Source organism: Segetibacter sp., assembly GCF_025963695.1.
In the GTDB taxonomy this organism is placed as follows: Bacteria; Bacteroidota; Bacteroidia; order Chitinophagales; family Chitinophagaceae; genus Segetibacter.
Map to the genome: position 1 here is coordinate 1 of NZ_JAOQAH010000005.1, position 22,911 is coordinate 22,911.

The 22,911-nt window shown below is 39.6% G+C and carries 20 protein-coding genes; 9 read left to right on the plus strand and 11 right to left on the minus strand.

Translation table 11 applies throughout. The features are described from left to right. Together JWR87_RS00230 and JWR87_RS00235 are read left to right on the plus strand one after the other, a co-directional pair. Positions 1–464: hypothetical protein (locus JWR87_RS00230; RefSeq protein ID WP_297814447.1), on the plus strand; the 464-nt coding region annotated here is incomplete at its 5' end. 239 nt (positions 465–703) lie between these two features. Next, entirely contained in the window at positions 704–859 is a 156-nt protein-coding gene (locus JWR87_RS00235; RefSeq protein WP_297814448.1) for a hypothetical protein, read from the plus strand. Positions 860–1,282: 423 nt separating this feature from the next. Here JWR87_RS00235 and JWR87_RS00240 read toward each other — a convergent pair whose 3' ends face one another. The 4 genes from JWR87_RS00240 to JWR87_RS00255 form a co-directional block, all read right to left on the minus strand. Continuing rightward, positions 1,283–2,542: a HAMP domain-containing sensor histidine kinase gene (locus JWR87_RS00240; protein WP_297814449.1), complete on the minus strand. Its 1,260-nt coding sequence runs from the start codon at positions 2,540–2,542 to the stop codon at positions 1,283–1,285. Then, complete coding sequence (locus JWR87_RS00245; protein WP_297814451.1) at positions 2,539–3,216, minus strand: response regulator transcription factor; 678 nt, start codon at positions 3,214–3,216, stop codon at positions 2,539–2,541. Before JWR87_RS00245 ends, JWR87_RS00240 begins: the two co-directional genes overlap by 4 nt. 101 nt (positions 3,217–3,317) lie before the next feature. Continuing rightward, positions 3,318–3,746 (minus strand): PepSY-like domain-containing protein, encoded by a 429-nt coding sequence (locus JWR87_RS00250; protein WP_297814453.1) that lies wholly within the window; start codon positions 3,744–3,746, stop codon positions 3,318–3,320. A 294-nt stretch (positions 3,747–4,040) separates the two neighbouring features. Then, positions 4,041–5,393 (minus strand): MBL fold metallo-hydrolase, encoded by a 1,353-nt coding sequence (locus JWR87_RS00255; RefSeq protein WP_297814454.1) that lies wholly within the window; start codon positions 5,391–5,393, stop codon positions 4,041–4,043. Between the two features lie 271 nt (positions 5,394–5,664). Between JWR87_RS00255 and JWR87_RS00260 the strand changes: the two genes are divergently transcribed. Then, positions 5,665–7,347 carry a hypothetical protein gene (locus JWR87_RS00260; RefSeq protein ID WP_297814456.1) on the plus strand — a complete coding sequence of 561 codons (1,683 nt, stop codon included), beginning with the start codon at positions 5,665–5,667 and terminating at the stop codon, positions 7,345–7,347. 35 nt (positions 7,348–7,382) lie between these two features. Here JWR87_RS00260 and JWR87_RS00265 read toward each other — a convergent pair whose 3' ends face one another. The 7 genes from JWR87_RS00265 to JWR87_RS00295 form a co-directional block, all read right to left on the minus strand. Next, positions 7,383–7,928, minus strand: coding sequence for a DUF6691 family protein (locus JWR87_RS00265; RefSeq protein WP_297814458.1), 546 nt, complete (start codon positions 7,926–7,928; stop codon positions 7,383–7,385). A gap of 117 nt (positions 7,929–8,045) precedes the next feature. After that, positions 8,046–8,609, minus strand: a complete 564-nt coding sequence (locus JWR87_RS00270; protein WP_297814460.1) for a YeeE/YedE thiosulfate transporter family protein — start codon at positions 8,607–8,609, stop codon at positions 8,046–8,048. Positions 8,610–8,886: 277 nt separating this feature from the next. Then, entirely contained in the window at positions 8,887–9,126 is a 240-nt protein-coding gene (locus tag JWR87_RS00275) for a hypothetical protein (RefSeq protein WP_297814462.1), read from the minus strand. 2 nt (positions 9,127–9,128) lie between these two features. Then, complete coding sequence (locus JWR87_RS00280) at positions 9,129–9,437, minus strand: rhodanese-like domain-containing protein (protein WP_297814463.1); 309 nt, start codon at positions 9,435–9,437, stop codon at positions 9,129–9,131. 7 nt (positions 9,438–9,444) lie between these two features. Next, the gene (locus JWR87_RS00285; RefSeq protein ID WP_297814465.1) at positions 9,445–9,711 is read right to left on the minus strand and encodes a rhodanese-like domain-containing protein; all 267 of its coding nucleotides are present in this window, start codon (positions 9,709–9,711) and stop codon (positions 9,445–9,447) included. 64 nt (positions 9,712–9,775) lie between these two features. Next, the gene (locus JWR87_RS00290; protein WP_297814466.1) at positions 9,776–10,567 is read right to left on the minus strand and encodes a sulfite exporter TauE/SafE family protein; all 792 of its coding nucleotides are present in this window, start codon (positions 10,565–10,567) and stop codon (positions 9,776–9,778) included. 61 nt (positions 10,568–10,628) lie between these two features. Continuing rightward, a complete protein-coding gene (locus tag JWR87_RS00295) occupies positions 10,629–11,258 on the minus strand; it encodes a Crp/Fnr family transcriptional regulator (protein WP_297814467.1) in 630 nt (209 codons plus the stop codon). A gap of 427 nt (positions 11,259–11,685) precedes the next feature. Here JWR87_RS00295 and JWR87_RS00300 point away from each other — a divergent pair, with 427 nt between their 5' ends. The 6 genes from JWR87_RS00300 to JWR87_RS00325 all read left to right on the plus strand — a co-directional run bounded on the left by JWR87_RS00300 (position 11,686) and on the right by JWR87_RS00325 (position 22,754). Then, the gene (locus tag JWR87_RS00300; protein ID WP_297814469.1) at positions 11,686–11,823 is read left to right on the plus strand and encodes a hypothetical protein; all 138 of its coding nucleotides are present in this window, start codon (positions 11,686–11,688) and stop codon (positions 11,821–11,823) included. A 699-nt stretch (positions 11,824–12,522) separates the two neighbouring features. Then, positions 12,523–13,320: a hypothetical protein gene (locus JWR87_RS00305; protein WP_297814471.1), complete on the plus strand. Its 798-nt coding sequence runs from the start codon at positions 12,523–12,525 to the stop codon at positions 13,318–13,320. Positions 13,321–13,739: 419 nt separating this feature from the next. Further along, complete coding sequence (locus JWR87_RS00310) at positions 13,740–16,994, plus strand: SusC/RagA family TonB-linked outer membrane protein (protein ID WP_297814473.1); 3,255 nt, start codon at positions 13,740–13,742, stop codon at positions 16,992–16,994. A gap of 34 nt (positions 16,995–17,028) precedes the next feature. Beyond that, a complete protein-coding gene (locus tag JWR87_RS00315) occupies positions 17,029–18,621 on the plus strand; it encodes a SusD/RagB family nutrient-binding outer membrane lipoprotein (RefSeq protein WP_297814475.1) in 1,593 nt (530 codons plus the stop codon). A gap of 65 nt (positions 18,622–18,686) precedes the next feature. Next, positions 18,687–19,310, plus strand: a complete 624-nt coding sequence (locus JWR87_RS00320) for a hypothetical protein (RefSeq protein WP_297814477.1) — start codon at positions 18,687–18,689, stop codon at positions 19,308–19,310. A 174-nt stretch (positions 19,311–19,484) separates the two neighbouring features. Continuing rightward, a complete protein-coding gene (locus JWR87_RS00325; RefSeq protein ID WP_297814479.1) occupies positions 19,485–22,754 on the plus strand; it encodes a hypothetical protein in 3,270 nt (1,089 codons plus the stop codon). The last annotated feature ends 157 nt before the right edge of the window (positions 22,755–22,911 follow it).

A 22,911-nucleotide genomic window follows, 5' to 3' on the forward strand; every position in this document is an offset into this window, starting at 1 on the left:
CGATACGAGAAGGGATTAAAAAAGCAATGGGCCGGCTGGGCTCTTATAAAAAAGAGTTCGAAAGTTTAAACACAAAAGAAAAATTGCTCTACCCTTTAAAAAAACTGAATAATAAATTTTGGTCTTCCGCAATCAGGATCGGCTTTATTGACAGCATTTATGCTATTGCCACTGCCTGTTATAAAAGTACCGGACAGCGAATGCCGGAGGTATTAATAAAGCAGGCCGTTTTTAAAGCAATGGGGGAAGCACAGGTTCAATACCGTCCCACTACTTACAAAGGAGATGTTGTAATATTCCGGTCGCCCCATTTATATAAAGATCCATATGTAGGGTGGCGCGATTTGGTTAAGGGACAAATTAAAACCTACAATGTACCTGGTCACTGCCGCCTTGGTAACGATATTTTTAGAGAACCTCATGTAGAATACGTGGTCGAACAATTAAAGAAACACTTACTATAGTTCGTGTTCTAGAACCAAGAGTAGCTTCTTATTCAAAATTGTTTCTTTTCAGCCTGTTTAAATAAAAGGTTACAAAATAACAAGCTTCATCTTTTATCGCTCTAACCATGGCGTTGCCATTTGTCGGGGTAAATACAAGAGTTAGTACGCTTATATAACCAACCGAAGTGTTATTAATTTCGAGTTCAGGGCAGAAGGGTAGTAGGAGTAAAGAGTGAAGTGGAGATTTAAGATAAAAATTGTTACCAACACCAATTGAAATAACGAGAGAACAATCATCCAGAACAATAGATGTAACCTGTAATACAAAAGGCAGAAACCTAGATGCGATTGCAAAAGATATAAATGCACAACCGAAAGGTGTAACGGGAACGCCGCTTATCATGGAATATTAGGGAAGTATACAAAGCAGGAGGCTAAAAATAAAGTGCGTAAACGTAATTCAGAACCTGCCTCTTGTTCGAAAGACAGAACGCGCGGATGTAGATTTAACAGTGCTCAAATACATAAAAAATATACCCGAAAGCAGAAAAGCCAGCAGCAGAATTGCTAGTGAAAGACCGTGTTAATTGTTGCAATTACCCTATGTTCTTTATAAGAATTCCCGTAACCACAAGCTTGCATGAGGGTAAGTTGTGTTACCGAAAACCATCAATTTGTGTTAGGTCTTCTTCTATATATGCTTGTATACCTTCTAACGCCCGGCTATCGTTACTCATACATTTGCTTAGCTTACTAATCGACCTTGCGAACTAATTACTCATTTTTCATAAGTTAAAGTGCAATTAGCCTTTCTAGAGGTTGCAATAGCTGAAGCATTACCGAATTTTTCCTGCTAGGGAAATCTGAAAAACGTGTTTGTCATTAAGCAAGAAATAGCTAACAGGTAAATTACTTGCATCGCAAATTTGTTTAACAACCGCAAGTCCTAAACCACTTCCATCTGAATTGCTACCTTTCTTAAAACGGTCAAAAATATTTGCACTATCAAAAGATAGGGCTGGCCCTGGATTGGCTATTAGAAATTTTTCTGCAGTTAAAATGCATTCAATTGAACCCCTTTGATAATTATGCTTTATAGCGTTACTTAACAGGTTGTTTAAAAGAAGTTCTACAAGGTCTTTATTTATTGAAATACATACCTCTTGCAAATCATATTTTAAAGTGAGGTGTTTTCCTTTTATTAATTCGTCAAACTGTTGAAACTTACTTTCTAAAAGTGTTTTTAGACTTACAACTTCCGGTTTTTGATATTGATTATTGTCAATTTTGGCAAGCAGCAGGAGGGTCTGATTTAATTTGGTAAGTCTTCCTGTAGCATTATATATTGCCTGTAATTGTTCTACCTGTGTTTCGAAAGAACTTTGAATTAATAAATCTAGTTTTGACCTGATGATTGCTAGAGGTGTTTGCATTTCATGAGAAGCGTTATCAGTAAACGTTTTCAATATCTCAAATTCCTTTCTTACCTTATCTGTCATTTGAGTTACTGAACGGTTCAATTCTTCAAACTCTTCAATTGAACTTTTAGTAAGTATTAGAGGCTGCATACTTTGCAAGTCAAACTTCTTTAGTTGTAACAAAGTATTGAAAAATGGTTGCCACAACTTGCCTAAGACAAACCGGTTTATGATAAAAATTAATGATAATAGTACAATGAATAAAACCGCTGTAATAAGCATTATTAATTGAAGCAAGTCCTCCGTTTCAACCTGCGACTTATAAACAGATGCTTCATAAGTTTCGTTGTTAATTCTTACAGGAAAAGAAAGACGTCTGTACGGTTCGTATTCTTTTAATTTTGCATCATATTCCATTGTGTTTACCGTGCTTCTAAAGGCAACAGAACTCTTAATTTTCTGAAAACGTATTTGCTGATGCTTGTAATCTGAGGCATGAGGTAAGATTTTATTTGCTACTACATAATCCAATATTTCCTGCTCCTCAACTTTTAGGTCCTTGTCAATTTGTTTTAATAAAATAGTACGAATTATGAAATAATAAGCGAAACTGCTTATTAATAAAATGGTACAGGCTGTAATAATATGTACTCTGCTGTATTTGCTTAACAACTTCATCGGTCCGTAAATTTATAACCCATACCATAAACGGACCTTAAATAATCAGCAGTTCCTTTTTCCATTAACTTCTTGCGTAAGTTTTTTATGTGTGTATATATGAAGTCGTAGTTATTCGCCATATCCATTTCATCGCCCCACAGATGTTCTGCTATTGCATTTTTTGATATAACTCTTTCTTTATTGGCGATTAAGTACAATAACAACTGGTATTCTTTTTTCGTTAATTCTAAAGGGCTGTCGCTGAAATAAGCAACTTTAGCTATAGTATCGATGCTTATTTCATTGAAGCAAATAACTGTATTTCCGCCAAAATTCTTTCTGCGAATGATTGCTTCAACTCTTGCACTAAGTTCAGGAAGATGGAAGGGTTTTGGCAGGTAGTCGTCTGCGCCTAACTGCAGACCTTCTATGCGGTCGTCAACAGAATTTTTAGCAGAAATAATCAGGACCCCTTCCATTTTATTCTTTGCCTTCAGGTATCTTATTATATCTAATCCGCTTCCATCAGGAAGTGTAATATCCAATAGGATGCAATCATAATCGTATAACTGAATCTTGCTCATAGCGGTATCAAAATCTATTGCTACTTCGCATACATAATTTATTTCTTTCAGGTAGGTAACAATACTCTTACTTAATTCTTTTTCATCTTCAACGACAAGTATTTTCATGAAATTATTTGTTAGTGTATCCGAAAAGTTCAACGGGTAAGACTAAAAAAAGACTGCATTAATTTAGAACGCAGTCTGGTACTTATTTAGGTTCGATTGTTCTATTCTTTTATCGATTTAAGGAAGCTGCCATTCGCGTCAAAAATTAGGTCTTGTCCTTTTACTTCAGCTTCGTAATTTACTTCCCCATTTGCCTTTGTTATTTTTGCCACTTCCTTCACCTTTGCCCCGCTGTAGTTTTTAGAGATATAAGTTGTAATTGTTGAAGGTAATTCCGTTGATTTAATTTCTACCTCCGTTTCTTCAAGCACACCAGAAGATGTAAAAACGGCACTCATTTCCTTATTGTTTTGTTCGAAGTTTACTTCAAACTTGTCGTCCTCCTTCTCCCACTTCACTTCTTTGGCCTGCGTAAACTTTTTCACAAAGGCCTGTTTAACTGCGGCTGGTACTTCAGCCTGTTTTGCTTTTTGAGCGTAGGAGAAAGTACCCGCCATTAGGGCAAAAAGGGCAAGCGTTACATTTTTCATTTTTATAAAATTTAATGATTAATACAACAAAAGTATAATCTCTTTCTGAAGGAATGTTGGAGTCGTAAATAAGGCACCAGCCAAGCATGTTCTTCCAGATTTTTGCAAAAAACAGGTCGCGGTAATGTTATTTATACTAAAACGCTGGAAGCCTGAAAAGCCATGATCGGTAAGGGTAGTGCCCCCTTGGATTTTCAACACAACCTTGCTCAACTAAAGCAACTGAATAGATGGTCTCCCAATGGTCTTTTTTGTGTGGTTGCATCAAATAAATTTATTTAAAATTACCATTTATTAAAATTGGTTAATGCCATCACTCAAATCAAACACCTTTACTTTACCATCAAGTGCCGATTGTATAATAGAACTACCTGCTGCACTGCGGTAACCACCTGCACAGTGTACAACAATTGGCTTGTCTGTCGGTATTTCATTTACCCTGTTTCTCACTTCAGGTAACGGTATTGATAAACTGTTTTTAAAAGGCTTGCCTTCCTTTACTTCCGAGCCGTTTCTTACATCAACAATTGTGTAATGGTCCGGGTTTTCTTTGAAAGCCTCCATATCAATTACCGGCTGTGACTGTGCTGCATATTCCAATACAAAGGCTTCTTTAATTTGTGGTTCGTAGCCTATAGCTGCTGCACGTTCAACCAGCCTCTGCAACTGGTCTTTGCTTTCGCCTGCTAAATAAAACTGTTCTCCTGGTTTAATAATACTGCCTAACCATGTTTCAAATTTTGCACCTTCCATCAGGTTTATCGAGTTTGGCAGGTGACCTTTCTTATATTCCTTTTCTTTTCTTGCATCAACAACCACAAGGTCTTGTTCTAAAGTGTCTGCATCGCTTTGGTTTTCTACCGGGCTTCCAATTACAACTGCTTCAACGCTTTCTTTAAATGGTGCTGCTCCCTTTCTGTTCAGCTCAACATCATAAGAAAAGTAAGCAGGAACAAAGGGTTGGTCGCTTAACAAAGCCTTTATAAACGCTTCTTCTGTCATTGCCTGCAGCGACCAGTTCGTTTGCTTTTCCTGACCCATTGTGCTGCTGTTGGCTTTGCTTAAACCTTTACCACATAAAGTACCTGCACCATGCGCCGGGTAAAGTGTAACATCATCATTAAGCGGAATAAACTTATCTCTTAAAGTATGGTACATACTTTTAGCAAGCTCAAGCCTTGTACCTCTTAGGTTTCCTGCACCTTCTCTTAAATCAGGTCTTCCGCAGTCACCTATAAAAAGTGTGTCGCCCGAAAAAACTGCTTTCTGCTTTCCATCGTGCTCTAACAGAATGGAAATACTATCGGGTGAGTGACCGGGCGTATGTAAAGCCGTTAACCTTATTTTTCCTAACTCTATTGTATTTCCTTCATCTAAAACAGTATGTGTATAGCCTGCACCTACAAGGCTGCTGGTATATATTGTTGCACCTGTAAGGCTGCTAAGTTCTACGTGGCTGCTTATAAAATCGGCATGAGGATGAGTTTCTATAATGCCTGTGATGGTTGCATTGTGCTCCTTTGCATAATCAAGGTATTGTTGGGGGTTACGGGATGGGTCAATTAGTACAACCTTCTTTTCACAATCGCTTAAAACAGCATAACTGAATTGAGCTAAATTTTTGTCTTCCCATTGTTTTATCTGCATCGTTCTTTATTTTATACTGCAAATTTCCATCATCGCAACTACCCGTACAGTGACTGTTGTCACACAAAGTAAAATTTTAAGCGGACCATTTTTGTACCGGGCAGCATTACTACTATTAAACATTGTTGCGTCGCACACTTGTACTTTTTGTTCGTAATGCAACAAAACACATTAATCCGTCCCTGGGTACTTCCTACCTCGTGTGTATTTATGTAACTTCATAGCTCGCTCTTATTATCATCCATCCGCTGTCACCTTTAAAAGCTTCAAAATGAAAACAAAATCTTGTTATTCGCTGTTTGTTTTTTTGGTCGCTCTCGGCTTGTCTGCCTGCAACTCCAACAAAACAAAAATTTCTACACAAAGTATTGATGAAATAAACCTGAAGCGTGGCGACATGATCGTGTGCAGCCCGGGAAAAACAGAATTTGGCACGCTCGAATTCATGACCTCTTGCAATGGAAAAGCGAAAGAAGATTTTAATACCGGTGTAAAACTGCTTCACTCATTCGAATACGAAGAAGCCGAAAAAATGTTTGCAAAAGTTATTGATGGCGACCCGGAATGTGCGATGGCTTACTGGGGTGTAGCTATGTCTAATTTTCACCCGTTATGGAGCCCCGCAACTGTTGATGAATTAAAGAAAGGAAACAAAGCGATTGAAATTGCAAAGCTTATTGGCAATAAGACAAAAAGAGAAGAAGCCTATATAAATGCCATAGCAGCCTATTATACCAATTGGGAAAAGACAGACCATCGAACCCGCTGCCTGAAATTTGAACAGGCAATGAAAGACCTGCATACCACCAATAAAGACGATAACGAGGCTACTATTTTTTATGCCCTCTCGCTGGTGGCAGCAGCCGACCCTGCCGATAAAACATACGCAAAACAAAAAGAAGCCGGAAAAATACTCAACACGCTTTACGCACAGTCACCCAATCATCCGGGAATAGTGCATTATATTATTCACACGTTTGATTCGCCCGAACTTGCAGAACTTGCGCTGCCCGCTGCACGAAAGTATGCATCTGTTGCGCCTTCGTCGGCTCATGCATTACACATGCCTTCACACATATTTACCCGCATGGGGCTTTGGGAAGAAAGTATTCAGTCGAACCTTAACTCGGTTTCTTCTGCTAAGTGTTACGTAGAAGCGGCAGGCATTAAGGGGCATTGGGATGAAGAACTACATGGCCTTGATTATCTCGTTTACAGCTATTTGCAAAATGGCGACAATGCACATGCAAAACAGCAAGTAGATTACCTGCATACTATTAACGAAGTTTATCCGGCTAATTTCAAAATTGCTTATGCTTTTTCGGCCATACCTGCACGTTATGCGCTCGAAAATAAATTATGGCAACAAGCAGCCGGCCTTCAGTTTCACCGGGCAAACTTCGACTGGCAAAACTACCCGTGGGAAAAAGCAATCACCCATTTTGCCCGTGTACTGGGTGGTGTAAATACCGGTAACCTTCCTGCTGCCCGAAACGAACTGGATGAACTACGTCGAATACATAAAAGGCTGTTAGAACAAAAGGAAGTGTTTAAAGCAGACAAAGTATTGGTGCAGGTAAAAGCATCTGAAGCCTGGATACTTTTTAAAGAAGGGAAAAATATAGAAGCCATACAACTGATGCAAACCGCAGCGGATGTAGAAGATAAAACCGGCAAGCACCCCGTAACGCCCGGCGACGTACTTCCGGCAAGAGAATTATTGGGCGACATGCTGATGCAAATGAATAAACCATGCGACGCCTTGAAGGCTTATAAAGCAAGTTTAAGCAAAACACCCAATCGTTTCAACGGGCTTTATGGCGCATGTGTGGCAGCAGAAAAGTGTGGTAATAAAGATGACGCAAAGCTGTATTACAAGCAATTACTAAAGATTACCAGGTTGGTGAACCCGAACCGGCCGGAATTAAATTCGTTGAAGAAGATGGCAGGTTAAACTTTTTTAATGAGAAACCGCCCACATCCGTAAGTCTAATGCGGCAATCGCTCCTTAAAATATCCGTACACCCAGGTGCCTGCAATTGCACTTAATAACACGACACCTATAACTAATACCCCTGTGCCTATTTGAGCGAATAAAGGACCAGGGCAAGCTCCGGTCATAGCCCAGCCTAAGCCAAAGGTTATGCCTCCAAAGATTTGACCTTTATTGAACTTTTTAGGTTGAAACTGTATTGGTTGGCCATGTATTGTTTTTACGTTGAACTTTTTGATAAGCCAAACCGAAATCATACCTGTAACTACCGCCGTACCTATTACACCGTACATGTGAAAGCTTTGCAGCCTGAACATCTCCTGTATTCTAAACCATGAAATCACTTCGGCTTTTACGAATACTACGCCGAATACCAAACCTACTGCCAGGTATTTTAAATTATACCACCATGGATGCCGCAATACTGTATCATTCACACTCGTTGTGTTTAAACTCCTTACCTCGAAATCAGTAATTGCAGCATCCTTTTTATTGGTGATACTTGGGGGTTCTCTAAATTGTAAATCTTTTATAGTTGCCATTGCTTGTCTTACTATTTTATTGTTTGCTAAAAGTTGAATATGGTTTTGCGGTACAAGTGAGTGACACAACGATGTTGAAGGGAGTGCTTTGGCTTGTTACAAAATCTCTATTCACTATTATAATCGAAGAATGAAAGGAAGGATTAGGTTTGCCATGATAAAGCCACCTACCATAAAACTTATTGTTGCTATAAGTGACGGCACTTGCAAATCACTTAAACCCATTATAGCATGACCACTGGTACAACCGCCGGCATATCTTGCTCCAAAGCCTACTAAGAAACCGCCACCTACTAAAAGAATAAATCCTCTTAAAGTAAGCAGGCCCTCCCAGCTAAATATTTCGGCTGGCAGAAAGCTGCTATAATCATTGATGCCGTAATCTTTTAGCTCTGTTACCAATGCAGGGTTAACCTGTATTTGGTTGGGATTTGAAAAATATTGAGCAGCAATAAAACCGCCTACCAGGATGCCGGCTACAAAGAATAAGTTCCAGGCTTCTTTCTTCCAATCGTATTTAAAGAAAGGAATATTTGAAGGGAAACAGGCTGCACAGGCATGACGAAGATTTGCTGATATACCAAAATGTTTATTGCCTAATATTAATAAAGCAGGAACTATGAGACCAATTATAGCGCCGGCAACATACCAGGACCAGGGCTGTCTAAAAAACTCTAACATAATTGTTGTTTATAGTGGTGCAAATTTCAGTTTAAATAAAATGCCCGTCGGTGACTTTTGTCACACTGCATGTATTAGTTATTTATTGTTTTTAATTAATTGGTTTTTCTTTGTGCTCGCTTTTAAACAAACCAAACACCAATGCACCGATTAGGGCAAAGTAAACCGTGCTTTTTACAGGGTTTGATGTGATTGCGCAAGTACCTGTTAAGCAGCCTACGTACTTCCAATAAAGAAAGCCGGTATAGCCCCTGCTGCTGCGCCAATCCAGTACAGTTTATTTTTTAATATCCAGTTCTTCATTATTAATTTTATGTGTGTTGTTAGTTGAGCGGCTATTAATTGCACAACCGCTTGTGGCACAACAACCGATTTTTGCAAGTGCCATTGCTGCGAATACTGCACCTAAAACCATCGTGATTGCCTCTTTTGCAATAATGCCCTGAACCAGTATGGCGATACCTAAACCTAACCTGAGTATCCGCATAAAATTCCATCCTTGTAATATCGCTTTCATAACTATTGGATTTGTCTTTTTAAGTTTGTCCATGCTCGGCCGTTGTATGCTTTGATGCCGGCTGCAGCTAATATTGATTTTGCCATACCACTGCGGTTGCCACTTCTGCAAACCGTTACTACGGGTTTGTTTAAATTCTTTACAACTGCTGCCTCATTTTTAATGTTGTCAAGAGGAATGTTTCTCGAGCCTTCTATGTGTCCTGCCTGGTATTCTCCTTTGGTTCTTACATCAACGATTACTGCACCTTCCTTTACCAGCTTTGCTACATCACCATTGCCTTTAAACAGGCTTTTTATAAAATCAAACATTAGTCAATTATTTTGTTGCTTGTAACATATCATTTATGCCTCCGCCATTCACTGCTTCGGTTATTCCGTGTTGCTTTAGAATGGCTACAGCCATTGCGCTTCTGTTGCCGCTTCTGCAATAAGCGATAACCGGCTTTGGTAATTCTTTAAGTTCATTTATTCTTTGTGCTACTTCATCTAAAGGAATGTTGATTGCACCTGGAACGTGGTGACCAGCAAATTCACCTGGAGTTCTTACATCAACGATTGTAGCATTGGTTATAGCTTCAGGCATAATAGTGATTTTTAGTGTTGCAAAGGTGTTGTATTGTGTGAAGGCGGTGTGTGATAATAGTCACTTATAGCTTGCCGGTAATTTCTTTAACAAGTATGTAAATGCCCATTGCCAATACAAACCAGCCGAAGCCTTTCTTTAGCTTGCCGGCATTCACTTTTTGATTGAAGTAACCACCTATGAAGATGCCTGCAATGGCTATAACAGAAACAATGCTGATGAACATCCAATCGATAGGATGACGACCGATATCGCCCAAAAAACCTATGAGTGAATTGAGTGCAATTATTAGGAGAGAGGTGCCTATTGCTTCTTTCATTGGCAGCTTCATTAAGATAACTAAAGCAGGTATTAAAAGGAAGCCCCCACCTGCACCTAAAAAACCTGTTACCAGTCCAATTAGTACACCGTAAACAACTAATATCATTGGGCTTGACTTTGCCTCTGCTTCGGCTTCTGCCTTTTTGTTTCTAATCATGGATACGGATGCTGCCACCATGAGTATGGCAAAAACAACCATTACGAAAAGGGAGTGTGTTACGTTAAATGACCCTATCTTAAAAAATACATCGGGTAGGAACGGAATAATAAACTTACGTGCAATGAACACACTTGTTATTGAGGAAGAGCCAAATAATAAAACCGTCTTGAAGTTAACCAAGCCTTTACGATAGTTGTTGTAAGCGCCTACAAGGCTTGTAAAGCCAACAATAAAAAGTGAATAGGAAATTGCAATGGTGGGAGATATTGCAAACAGGTAAACCAAAACCGGTATTGTTAGAATTGAACCGCCGCCACCAATTAAGCCTAATGATACACCGATGAATAAAGATGCTATATATCCTGCTATTTCCATAATGCAAATGTGACTACATTAACCGGAACCGGCAGTGATATAAGTCACACAGAAATTCTTATTACATCTTCGTCCACTCAATGGAATTTCTATGAATGATAAGCCAATTCTTTGCCTCCATCTTTTTTAGCAGCCTGCTGATTACTTCGCGAGACGAGTTGAGGTCGGTTGCGATATCCTGGTGTGTCATTTTTAAGTTGTTGCCTAAGCGTGCAACTTGTTTTTTTATATAATCTTCAAGGCGTTCATCCATGTTTGAAAAAGCAATTGCATCAATCGTTCTGAGCGTTTCTTCAAACCTTTCGCGGTACGAGGTTATCACAAACTGATACCAGCTTTTGTATTTGCTCATCCATTGGTCCATGAACTCTAAAGGGATGGCTAACACGGTAGCATCAGTAAGTGCTTTTGCAAGCACCTCGCTTGTTTCGTGTTTTACTGCACAAATCATAGAAAGTGAACAAGCCTGGCCGGCATCGAGGTGATAGATGAAGAACTCTTTGCCTTCATCGTCTTCCCTGTATAGCTTCACCAGGCCATCTAATATTAGCATGGTAGAGCGGATGGTTTGCCCTACTTTAAGAAGGGTTTCACCTGCCTTTACCTCTTTTATGGTTCCATGTTTCATCATTTCCGCAAATAGCGGTTCTTCAAGTGTCGGAAAAAGGTGCCTGAGATTGTTTTTGTCCATGGTCATAGCATTGCAGGGCAAAGTTGCACTTTTTAGGTGAGCAAATAGCAAATCAAACAAAGCCCAAAGGCTAAAAGGCAAGCACTGGAGATAGTGGCCGTTGGGCCACGATGTTCCCCTGCTAATGAGGCGGAGGGTAGTTCAAGCCATTGGTTCTAAGAACAATAGTTATACTTAAGTAGGAGGTGAGTTGCGGAACAACGCGAACGAACTGGGGAGTATATAAACCGTTTCACGGTGCTGAGCGTAACGCTGTTTCAGCCGCTCTTTTAAAGGAATATCACCCACTCGCGTAATATTACAATAAAAGAAATGTCATTTTTTACTCAATTACTTATTTAATTTAGTGCTTCTCTTAAAGAAAGATTGCATTTGATTATTTGCCATGTGACAGGACTTTATATTTCAATTCTTAACACCCCTACACATGAAACAGCTTATTCTAACTATTATTTTGGCTTTTTTTATGAGCCAACCTTTTTCTCAAAGCCTGGTGCTGAAAGGAACAGTGGCAGATAATAACAAAGGTCTTTTAGGCGGTGCTACCATTGCTATCCGGATTTAGTTTTACAGACCTGAGACGTTTTAAGTTATCCATGGCCAGAGCCGGTATACCTGATCATGTTTTGCTTTGATACAGGTTGTTGCAATACCTGCTGGCAAAACATGCCGGAAGGGTTATTTCCCCAGGACGAAATGAATTTAAATGTCTCTATTGTACAAAATCTACTTTAATAAGTAATTAATATAAAAGAGCTTGTTGCGTAAGTTCTGCTCTCTTTTATATGTTTTAATCCTATAAAGCATGATCCTCCTAAGAAAAATGTCGTGTAGCTGTTTTGCGTCGCTTAAGGTCGCGTGTTGGTGAATTGCAATAACGAGGCACATAACCTGGTTGAAAGAAAAAACAGAAAAGATATATCGATACGCGAGTAGCCATTTTTTGACTGGAAACTAAAGGGAGAAGCCAGCACCATGAGTCAATGAAGGGGTGCTAGCTGCAATGAAGGGTAGAACGTGGGGATAGTAATGTCTTTTGGTAGCTGGCTTAAGTGCCTACCTCAACATTGTTGTGTCACACACTTTTACATTTGGTGTTATAGCAACATATTGACCGACAAGTTTGTAAGCTGCAGTAATTGTCGCTCAAAAAAATACAGTACACTCCTCGTATACCAATTCGAACGAGACGGAGAAAAGCTGCAACACGAGTGGCGGCATTTAAGTTTCCTGTTCTTAGTTATCGTTTTTAAACACTTTTAAAATGAAGTACATTTTCTTTCTTATCCTATCTTTTACAATTAGCTCTACAAATGGGCAGGACTTGAATGGAATCTGGCAAGGAAAACTGACCCAGGAGCCAGGGGGCTGTTTTCCTGAATATTATATTGAACTCCAAATTGAGGCAAATAATAGAGGGATTAATGGGTTTTCATATGATTACTACGATACTTCCCAGTATGTAAAACTCAACTTCTCCGGTGTTTATAATGGTAGCAGGAGTAGGATAATGATAAGTGAGACGAAAGTAGTTGCAGAAAAAATACCTGAAGATTGCGCTCCCTGCCTCAAAACCTACGATCTTACCTATAGTAAGAGAAATAATGTGGAAACCTTGGAAGGGAAATGGGTAGGAGAAGATATGGGAACGATAGTAGGGTGTCCCCCTGGCTTTATTTATTTAAAAAAAGTGGCATCTTCTGCCTTTGCGAGGAACTTTCGGGAAACAGCGTTTTCGCAGATAATAATAGTGGATAGTCCCGACGTAAAAGTGGATTTTTTTGATAATGGGATCGTTGATGGAGACTCGGTTACTATTTTCTTTAATAACCAGGTAGCGGTTTCAAATAAAAGCCTTTCTCTTTCACCGTTTACCCTCCATTTTAATTTACAGCCCCATATAGAATACGAGATGGTTCTGTTTGCAGAAAGTATGGGAACAATTTCTCCTACTACGGCTTTGGTCGTTATTACCTCGGGGCTAAAAAAGCATAATGTTCTCATTTCATGCGACAATAAAAAGAATGCCTCTATCAAAATAGTTTATAACAAGAAGAGATAGGACCGATAACTACCACTGCCTTCCATGCTCTATCAAAAAATTATTAGGGATGGTGAAGCAGTAATAAATCTCCGCATGGGTCTCCTAAGCTTATTATCTTACCTTATTTTACCATTTTTGCTACATAGAAATAAAAAATATCTAATTTTTATTTCGGTCACCTCAAAAAATGTTACTAGTTTTATCACTTCAGCAACAGATATAAAATATAATCATACGTATTTTTCTTCTTGTTTTTCTTCTACCGATTATTTGCCAATTGCAATTTTGCTTGCCTTACCGAAAGTTGTTCAAGTTATCAGGATCCAGTAAGTAACATCTATTTTTTTAAGCAATAATATTAATTAACACGTGCGATCCTCCTGTAGATTTTAGGAGGGTAATGGCTATTTTTTTCGAAAAAGCTAAATATTTCCCCTATGAAGCAATTATTACTTTTTGGTATCTCTTTTTTACTCTCTTTGGCTGGCTTTTCACAATCACGGGTTATAACAGGGCATGTTACTGCTACTGCTGACAACGCGGCTTTGCCGGGTGTAAGTATAGTAGTAAAAGGAATGTCTAAAGGTACCGCTACCGATAAAGAAGGTAACTACAAAATTGTAGTTAACGATAACGCCAAATCTCTTGTATTCTCAAACATTGGTTATACGCTACAGGAAGTGCCGATAACGAACACACCGGTGTTGGATGTGAAATTAGCCGAAAGTTCTGCTACACTCGCGAACGTAGTGGTTACAGCGGCGGGTATCAGAAGAAATAAAAATAAACTTGGTTATTCGGTAAGTACTGTAAATGCTGACCAGATTGCTCAGAAATCTGAGCCTGACCCGCTACGTGCCTTAACAGGAAAGGTAGCCGGTGTAAACATACAAGGGTCGGGTGGTGTTGCTGGCGGTGGTACCAATATTACTATACGTGGTAATTCATCACTCGGTAATAATAACCAGCCACTTTTTGTAGTTGACGGTGTGCCGTTTGACAACTCCAGCTTTGCAAATGCAGGTTCTTCGTCAGTTGGAGGTGCCGGTGTTACCAATCGTGCTTTTGATATAGACCCTAATAACATCCAAAGTATGACTGTTCTAAAAGGTGCTGCTGCTGCTGCATTATATGGTTCAAGAGCGGCCAACGGAGCTATTATTATTACTACAAAATCGGGTAAAAGACAAAGTAGAAAAGGAACAGAAATCACCTACAGTAGTTCCTATGCTTTTGAAAATGTTTCTGGCTTGCCTGCATACCAAACTAAATACGGGCAGGGAACCAATAACGATTACCGTCACGGGGTTTATGCTTCCTGGGGACAACCTTTTCCTGAAGTACAAAGTATTCTTCCAACACGGCAGACCATACCTCACCAGTTAACCAGGCAATTTAGTTCTGCTGTATTTCCTCAGTTTTACGAAGCTGATGGTATTACTCCTATTCAAATTCCTTACAGGTCGTACGCTACTGAAAATGTAAAAAACTTCTTTCAAACAGGAAGTGTACTTGAAAACGCAATTTCTATTTCATCAGGCAGCGAAAAGGGCAATTTTACCGCGGGTATATCAAGAACCGGCAACAAAGGTGTTGTTCCATCAAATGAAATAACCAGAACATCTATTAATGTTGGTGGAAATATAAAACTTGAGAATAAGTTTTATGCAAGCGGTTCTATTAACTACGTTATTACCAACCAGACATCTCCGCCAATTGGTGGTAGCACAGGTTCAATTATGAGTGCTTTGATGTACACGCCTACCAGTTTCGATTTGACGAATAATCCTTTTGAAAGTCCAATTGACGGAAGTAATGTGTACGATTATACAGGTCTGGATAACCCTTATTGGTCGGCAAAGTACAGCCCCACTAAAAGTAATGTTGATCGTTACTACGGAAACTTTGTTTTAGGTTTTGATCCTTTGCCCTGGTTAAATATCCAAAACACAGCAGGATTTAACGCCTACACCGATAGGAGGTTGAGCGTAAGAGGAAAAGGAAGTTCCTCTTATCCTAACGGTAGTATTACCAGTGATGATATTTACAGGCAGGAGTTGGATAATACATTACTTGCTACAGTTTCAAAATCTATTAATGATGACCTGTCATTTAGAGCTATCGCGGGTAATAATATAAACCAGCGGTTAACTAATCGAAAAGTATTTTATGGCGATAATATAATTGTAGCTAATCTCCATAGCATAAACAACACAAGTTCTATAACTCCGGTTCAGTTATCAAACAACAGGAACATTCTTCAGCAGAGATTTTATGCTTTCTTTACTGATTTAACCTTTGAGTATAAAAATTACCTAACCCTCAATCTTGTTGGTCGTAATGATGTTTCTTCTACGCTGCCTGCTGATAGCAGAAGCTATTTATATGGTGGAGCAAATGCTTCTTTCATTTTTACCAATGTTTTAAGTATACCTAAAAATATCCTTACTTCCGGTAAAGTAAGAGCGGGGTACACGCAGGTAGGTAACGAAGCGACACCTTATCAAACAGAAGTTGTTTACCCGATAAATATGGCGCTTGGCAACTCTTCAGGAGTTAGTTCTATGGGTACACCGTTTACACCAGCGGGTGGTACAAGCACAAATATTGTAACACAAGCCGACTTGCTTGCAAATGCAAGTCTGAAACCCGAGTTTATTACAGAGCTTGAACTGGGTACAGAGTTAAACTTTTTTAATGGCAGAATCGGAATAGACTTAACCTACTATAGTAAAGAGAGTACTTCACAAATATTTCAGGTAAGTGCTGCTCCTTCTACGGGTTTTACAACCCAGATACTTAACCTTGGTAAAGCCACCAACAAGGGTATTGAAGTAGGGCTTACCTTATCGCCAATAAGAAGCAGCAGACAAGGCTTTAGCTGGAATGTAGCTGCAAACTTTACGCGCAACAGAAACCTCATTAACGATTTAGGTGGTTACCAAAATTTTACCTTTGGAGGGGCAAATGGTACCAGCAGCATCCACATGGTAGGTCGGCCTTACGGTTTAATATTAGGAACCGCTTATGCCAGAGACGAAGAAGGAAATGTTCTTATTGATCCAAACACCGGTAAGCCGCTTACTTCGGGTGCGTTACAACCAATCGGCAATCCAAACCCCGACTTTATTCTAGGCCTTATCAATACTTTTAGTTACAAAAGTCTTTCATTAAATATTCAATTCGATTGGAAGCAGGGTGGTGATCTGTTTTCAAGCACAGTAGGAAACATGATTTCGCGGGGTGTTACCAGAGATACAGAAGAACGTGAGTTTGTAATAGTTGCTCCAGGTGTTTTAGGTGATATAAATACATTAAAACCATTACTCGATGCCAGAGGTAATAAAATTCCCAACAACATTGCAATGAGTTACGAGGACCATTTCTTTTCAGGAGGAATGGGACCAGGAGGGGTGAATGAAGGTTCAGTGCTTGATGCAACTGTATTGCGTCTTCGTGAAATTTCTCTTGCTTATGAATTACCTAAAGGCATTTTAAGGAATACACCTTTTGGTTCAGCTTCTATCTCTTTAAGTGGAAGAAACCTTTGGTACAATGCTCCTAATTTTCCTAAATACACAAATTTCGATCCTGAAGTAAGTTCATTAGGTGTCGGCAACTCGCAGGGTTACGATAACCTGGCTGTGCCAACAACAAGAAGGTTTGGTGTAAACTTAAGGTTCAGCTTTTAACATCGGTTCAATTAAAATTAAAACAGTAAACGACATGGTATTAAGTAAAATAAAAGTTTCATTGTTATTATCGGGAGTGCTGCTTTTTGGCAGTGCATGTAACAAGTTTGTAGATATAAATGCAGATCCCAACAACCCTATAACTGCTCAGCTTAGTTTATTACTACCCTCTGCCGAAGTTTCTATGGCAGCTAATATGTATCAGGTAAACAGTGGTACCGCTACAATAATACAGCACACAATTTTTTCAGGCGCCCTTAGCCGGTTTCAACAAACAGGAACAAGCTTTGACGATTCATGGAATGGTTTCTACAGCCAAACATTAAATGACCTTGAAACTATCATAACCGAAGGCACAAAACAATCACAGTTTGGCTATGTTGCTATTGCCAAGCTCCAAAAGGCTTACCTCTACAGCTTAATTGTTGACATGTGGGGTTCAGTTCCTTTTTCTGAAGCTAGTTTAGGTGGCAGCAACAGAAGTCCTGTTTTTGAAGATGGAGCGAGCATTTATAACAAACTTTTTCCGCTCATTGATGAAGCTTTAGCTGACGCCAATAAAACAACAGCAACTACCATAGTGCCTGCCACCTCAGATGTTATTTACAGAGGCAGCAAAGACTCGTGGATAAGGATGGGTAATTCATTAAAGCTGAAATTGTTTAACCAGATAAGGCTTACAGATGCAGCTAAGGCCTCTACCGGTATTAAAGCTTTGCTTTCTGCACCACTTATCAATAACAATATACTTGATTATACATTTAAGTTCGGTTCCGGGCAAAACCCAAATAATCGTCATCCATGGCATAGATCGGAATACCAGGGTGCAAAGACGGTTTATGTAAGCCAGTCTTTTAATGATTTGTTGTTCAATAATGACGATCCCAGGTTACGTTATTATAACTTCAGGCAAAATGCTACTGCAGGTCTAAATAACTCCGCCAATAGTAATGGCTATTACGGACGTAATCCTGGTGACCCTACGGGAGGGCCTGCAGATCAAACAAGAAGAACTACATATGGAGTTTATCCGGCTGGTGGGCTGTATGATAATGCTCCAATTAATAATCTTCCGGCAACCAATATTTTCTTAACAAACGCTGGTGCTACCGGTACTACAAAGACTGTTACCGTTTCAGACGGTACAGGTGCAGGCATTATACCGTTAATTACAACTGCTATGGTTAATTTTATAAGAGCTGAAGCCGCCTTAACGTTAAATACAGGAGATGACGCGAAACAATATCTTTTAGCGGGTGTAGCTGCTAATCTTAACAGTATTAGTTCGTTTGCCGCTGCAAATGGGGGCCTTGCTTTACCCGCAGCTACAATAACCGGTTTTGTAAACAAAATAGCTCAACAATACGATGCTGCTGACAACGCTAAAAAGCTTGAGGTGGTAATGACTCAAAAATACATCGCGCTTTTTGGCAATGGTATGGAAGTGTACAATGATTACAGAAGAACCGGCCTTCCTGAGCTGCGTCAATTGTTATCACCATTAAATTCTTTCCCTTTAAGACTTTATTACTCTCAGTCAGAATTAACTACAAACACAAGTGTAAGTGCAAAAGGAAGCGAAATACAAACTGCTCAACAATTAACACCGGTTTTCTGGGATAAATAAGCCTTTTAAATAAAATCTCTTATCGCACAGACTTGAATTAGTTACTAAAAGACAAAAATCATATTATGAAACAATATTTATTTATTGCGGCTTCTTTATTCATGTTGTCGCTGAGTTCTTGCAAAAAAGAAGCTTACGAATGGGAGGATTATACTTATACTGCAGTTCCAATAATTACAGTAAATACTGCTAAATCTGCATTACCCACCGTAGCAAATGCTAAAACATCTTTTTTCAATATAAAAGATCCAAATCTTGCCAACCAGCAATTTGAGTTTGTGTTGAACTGGGAAGGTTTTGGAAAACAAACAGTAACTGCAATAGACGTGTATGTAAGCTTTAATAAAAGGGAAGCAAGTGCTCCCTCTTATCCAATTGTAATAAGCACTCCAGGCGATCAATATCCTAATATTTTTCAGTATCCTTTACCAAGTATAGTTAGAACTACTGATAAGTTTTATGAAACAGCTACGACCTTTCCAAAGACTTATACATTTACCGCTGCCCAATTAGCTACAATTACAGGCTTTAATCTTAACACAGCAGAGGTGAACGATTACATCCTGTTCAAATTTATGGTTACCCTCGCAGATGGTCGTAAAATAGTATCGTTCTTTAATAATATTTGTGATGAATCGCGTGGTGAGCCGGGAGATTGCAGGGTAGGAGTAAGATTTAGAAATCAGTAGTTGAAAAGTGGTTACAAATAAAATCTCTAAAACCTATAGATAATAATTGTATCGCCACTCGATGCAGGCTATATCCGTAATCTTGACATTACTGTTTTCGGATAGAAATGTAGTAACCTTCAGATTAATAGAATAACAAACAAGCTTTTGTTCTGTAGTAACAACCCTAGAAATATGAAATTTAAAAAGATGAATGTGGACTTGAATAAAAATATAAACACCATTAAGAGGTCATGGTATAGCCGCTCTGCATGTAATATTCTAGTTGTAACTATATCTGTTATTTTTGTCAGTGCCGGTTCTTTTAACGCGCAGGCACAAGGTTCAGTTGCAAAAACTGCAGCGCAGGTATCAAAAGTTGACACTTCGTTACTATCGTCTATGCGGTACCGGTTGATAGGCCCTTATCGTGGGGGGCGTTCGGTTGCGGTGGCAGGTCACCCTATTGACAAATCGACTTTTTACATGGGTACCACCGGCGGAGGCGTTTGGAAAACAACCGATGGTGGTGAGGCATGGAAAAACGTTTCTGATGGTTTTTTCAAAACGGGTTCCGTAGGTGCAATAGCGGTTGCACAATCAAATCCTGATGTCATATATGTTGGCATGGGAGAACATACACTACGGGGAAATACCTCCCATGGTGATGGTGTTTACAAATCGGTGGATGGAGGAAAGACCTGGAACTATATTGGGCTAAAGAATACTTATCATATAGGAAGGCTAATCATACATCCAACAAATCCCGACATTGTCTACTTAGCAGCTATCGGTCATGCATTTGGTCCCAACGAAGACAGAGGAGTTTATAAAACAACTGATGGCGGGAAAAATTGGAAAAAGATCTTATATAAAAGTGCCGACGTTGGTGCTATAGATCTTACTATGGATCCGTCAAACCCTGAAGTTTTATATACATCTACTTTCGAATTTCGTCGTTTCGAATGGGGTGTCCGAAGTTCGGGCCCGGGCGCCGGAATCCATAAAACTACAAACGGCGGAGAGTCATGGAAAGACATTACTTTAAACCCCGGCCTGCCTACAGGTAAAAACAGGGGAAGGATAGGCCTTGCTCTATCGCCTGTCAAACCTGAAAGAGTATGGGCAATTATAGAAGCTGAAAATAATCAAACTGGTATTTACCGTACAGACGACTCCGGTTCCAACTGGCAATTGGTAAGTCAGTTCGCTGAAGTTCACCAACGCCCGTGGTATTACCATCATCTTACTGCTGATCCAAAAGATAGTTCAACGCTTTGGGTAATGAATATTGGCTTCTGGAAGTCAACTGATGGTGGCAAAAAATTCTCTTATGTAGCTACCCCACACGGAGATAATCACCAGTTGTGGATAGACCCTACAGATACGAAAAGAATGATTGAAGCAAATGATGGTGGAGCAACGGTAACTTATGACGGTGGCAAATCGTGGTCTTCTATTTACAACCAGCCTACTGCACAAATGTATCATGTAATAGCAGACAACAAATTCCCTTATCGCGTATATGGATCTCAGCAGGACAATAGCACCATCTCGGTTCCTATGCGGTCAGATAATGGTGCTATTTATCCTGATGATCTGTACTCAGTAGGGGGAGGAGAGTCGGGTTATATTGCTTTTGACAAAAACAATCCTAAATTAATTTTTGCAGCGAACCATCACTGGATCACCAAGCTTAATATGGAAACAAACCAGAGCTCCGACGTTTCTGTAGTTCCTGAAGATAATTATGGTTATGGTTCGGCCGACATTAAGTACCGTTTTCAATGGACGTTCCCTATTATAGTGTCTCCGCATAACAGTAATGTTGTCTATGCTACTTCATCTTATGTTCACCGTTCAACGGATAATGGAAACAGTTGGCAGGTTATCAGCCCTAACCTAACCCGTTCCGAACCCCGTACCCTCGAAAAAACACCTACCAGAGACAATCCTGAAATAGGTCCCGACTGGGGGCCTGTAGTAAGAGACAATACCGGGGTTGAATGGTATGGAACAATATTCGCTTTTGCAGAATCTCCTGTTAAGCCCGGTGTTTTATGGAGCGGTTCTGATGATGGAGTTATTCACCTTTCTCAGGATAATGGTAAAACATGGAAAAACGTTTCGCCTGCAGGTATTCCGCCTTTTTCACGTATGAGTATTATAGATCCTTCAACACACGATCCCGCTACTGCTTATGTAGCAGCAATAAGATACAAGCAGGATGATTTTCATCCCTATTTATATAAAACCAGCGATTATGGCAAGACCTGGAAGAAGATCACCAACGGAATTGCGGAAGATGAGTTTACAAGGGTAATACGCGAAGATCATAAACGTAAAGGATTGTTGTATGCAGGTACTGAAAAGGGTATGTATATATCCTTTAACGATGGCGAAAACTGGCAGCCGTTTCAGTTAAATCTGCCTGTAGTGCCGATACATGATTTAGCCATCCAGGACAACAGCCTGGCAATAGCTACCCATGGTCGTTCATTTTGGGTATTAGATAATCTTAGTACACTTAATCAAATTACGCCCGAGGTAGTAAAATCATCCGTTCATCTGTTTAAACCGGGCCCTACGGTACGTTTTAGAGGTGGTGGAAGAAGGTCAGTTGTTGGTTTTGAAGGCGCTGGTCCAACAAATGTGGGTCAAAATCCTGCAACCGGTGTTACCGTTCAATATTACCTTAAAAACAAACCTAAAAGTACTGTTTCAATTCAATTTATAGATGCAACAGGTAAAGTAATAAAGTCGTACAAAAGCAAGCCAGATACAATAGCAAACCACAAAGACAGCGTCACCGATAATGAAATGAGGATGCCTGTAAGAAGAGGTGCCAGAAAGGAACTCGTGTTAACAGCCACAGCAGGAGGTAATACTTTTGTTTGGGATGACATGCGTTACCCTGATCCTGCACCAATTGAGGGCATTGTAACACACGGCTCAGCAAGAGGCCCTTTGATTATCCCGGGTACATATAAAGTTCTTTTAACTGTTGACGATAGTACCTATACACAAGAATTTGAGGTTGTAAAAGATCCGAGGATACCTATGACAGCTGCTGAATATAAAGAGCAATACGATTTACTTGTAGACCTCGGAAACAGAATTACAGAACTAAGAAACGCTGTAAAAGACATAAGAAAAATGAGGTTAGTTCTTGATAGTGCAAATCAGAATAACAAAACAGTGGATGCAGTAAGGCAAAAGCTGTTGAGGATTGAAGATGAACTGGTACAAGTGCGGGCTAAAGCAAACCAGGACTTAACCAATTATCCTGTAAAGCTGGATACAAAGCTTATATCGTTAGCAAGTTTTGTAGAGTCGGGCGATGTGAAACCGGCAATACAACACAAGGAGAAATATGTAGAATTAACAGAAAAGCTAAAGGCTCAGCTTACAAAATTTGAAGAAATTAAAAAGCTAATGCCTGGGAAAGCGAAACGTTCTTTCTAATAACTAATATTTATCCCTTTAAATCAGCAGAAGTTTTAAATAGTTCTTCGGCACGGTTAACTATAAGGTTTATTCAGGCGTTTCCGCGCATTGTCCGGGTGAAGCAACTCTTCAGCAAGCTTGTTACACTTCACCCGAAAATCTTAAAAAACCTGCT

What these genes read in the sequence shown, in the direction of transcription:
- JWR87_RS00275 (WP_297814462.1), bottom strand. Translation starts at nt 9,126, where the DNA reads ATGAAAGCGATATTACAAGGATGGAATTTTATGCGGATACTCAGGTTA.
- JWR87_RS00260 (WP_297814456.1), top strand. Translation starts at nt 5,665, where the DNA reads ATGAAAACAAAATCTTGTTATTCGCTGTTTGTTTTTTTGGTCGCTCTC.
- JWR87_RS00270 (WP_297814460.1), bottom strand. Translation starts at nt 8,609, where the DNA reads ATGTTAGAGTTTTTTAGACAGCCCTGGTCCTGGTATGTTGCCGGCGCT.
- JWR87_RS00295 (WP_297814467.1), bottom strand. Translation starts at nt 11,258, where the DNA reads ATGGACAAAAACAATCTCAGGCACCTTTTTCCGACACTTGAAGAACCG.
- JWR87_RS00245 (WP_297814451.1), bottom strand. Translation starts at nt 3,216, where the DNA reads ATGAAAATACTTGTCGTTGAAGATGAAAAAGAATTAAGTAAGAGTATT.
- JWR87_RS00280 (WP_297814463.1), bottom strand. Translation starts at nt 9,437, where the DNA reads ATGTTTGATTTTATAAAAAGCCTGTTTAAAGGCAATGGTGATGTAGCA.
- JWR87_RS00325 (WP_297814479.1), top strand. Translation starts at nt 19,485, where the DNA reads ATGAAATTTAAAAAGATGAATGTGGACTTGAATAAAAATATAAACACC.
- JWR87_RS00255 (WP_297814454.1), bottom strand. Translation starts at nt 5,393, where the DNA reads ATGCAGATAAAACAATGGGAAGACAAAAATTTAGCTCAATTCAGTTAT.
- JWR87_RS00265 (WP_297814458.1), bottom strand. Translation starts at nt 7,928, where the DNA reads ATGGCAACTATAAAAGATTTACAATTTAGAGAACCCCCAAGTATCACC.
- JWR87_RS00285 (WP_297814465.1), bottom strand. Translation starts at nt 9,711, where the DNA reads ATGCCTGAAGCTATAACCAATGCTACAATCGTTGATGTAAGAACTCCA.
- JWR87_RS00305 (WP_297814471.1), top strand. Translation starts at nt 12,523, where the DNA reads ATGAAGTACATTTTCTTTCTTATCCTATCTTTTACAATTAGCTCTACA.
- JWR87_RS00250 (WP_297814453.1), bottom strand. Translation starts at nt 3,746, where the DNA reads ATGAAAAATGTAACGCTTGCCCTTTTTGCCCTAATGGCGGGTACTTTC.
- JWR87_RS00310 (WP_297814473.1), top strand. Translation starts at nt 13,740, where the DNA reads ATGAAGCAATTATTACTTTTTGGTATCTCTTTTTTACTCTCTTTGGCT.
- JWR87_RS00290 (WP_297814466.1), bottom strand. Translation starts at nt 10,567, where the DNA reads ATGGAAATAGCAGGATATATAGCATCTTTATTCATCGGTGTATCATTA.
- JWR87_RS00315 (WP_297814475.1), top strand. Translation starts at nt 17,029, where the DNA reads ATGGTATTAAGTAAAATAAAAGTTTCATTGTTATTATCGGGAGTGCTG.
- JWR87_RS00240 (WP_297814449.1), bottom strand. Translation starts at nt 2,542, where the DNA reads ATGAAGTTGTTAAGCAAATACAGCAGAGTACATATTATTACAGCCTGT.
- JWR87_RS00320 (WP_297814477.1), top strand. Translation starts at nt 18,687, where the DNA reads ATGAAACAATATTTATTTATTGCGGCTTCTTTATTCATGTTGTCGCTG.
- JWR87_RS00300 (WP_297814469.1), top strand. Translation starts at nt 11,686, where the DNA reads ATGAAACAGCTTATTCTAACTATTATTTTGGCTTTTTTTATGAGCCAA.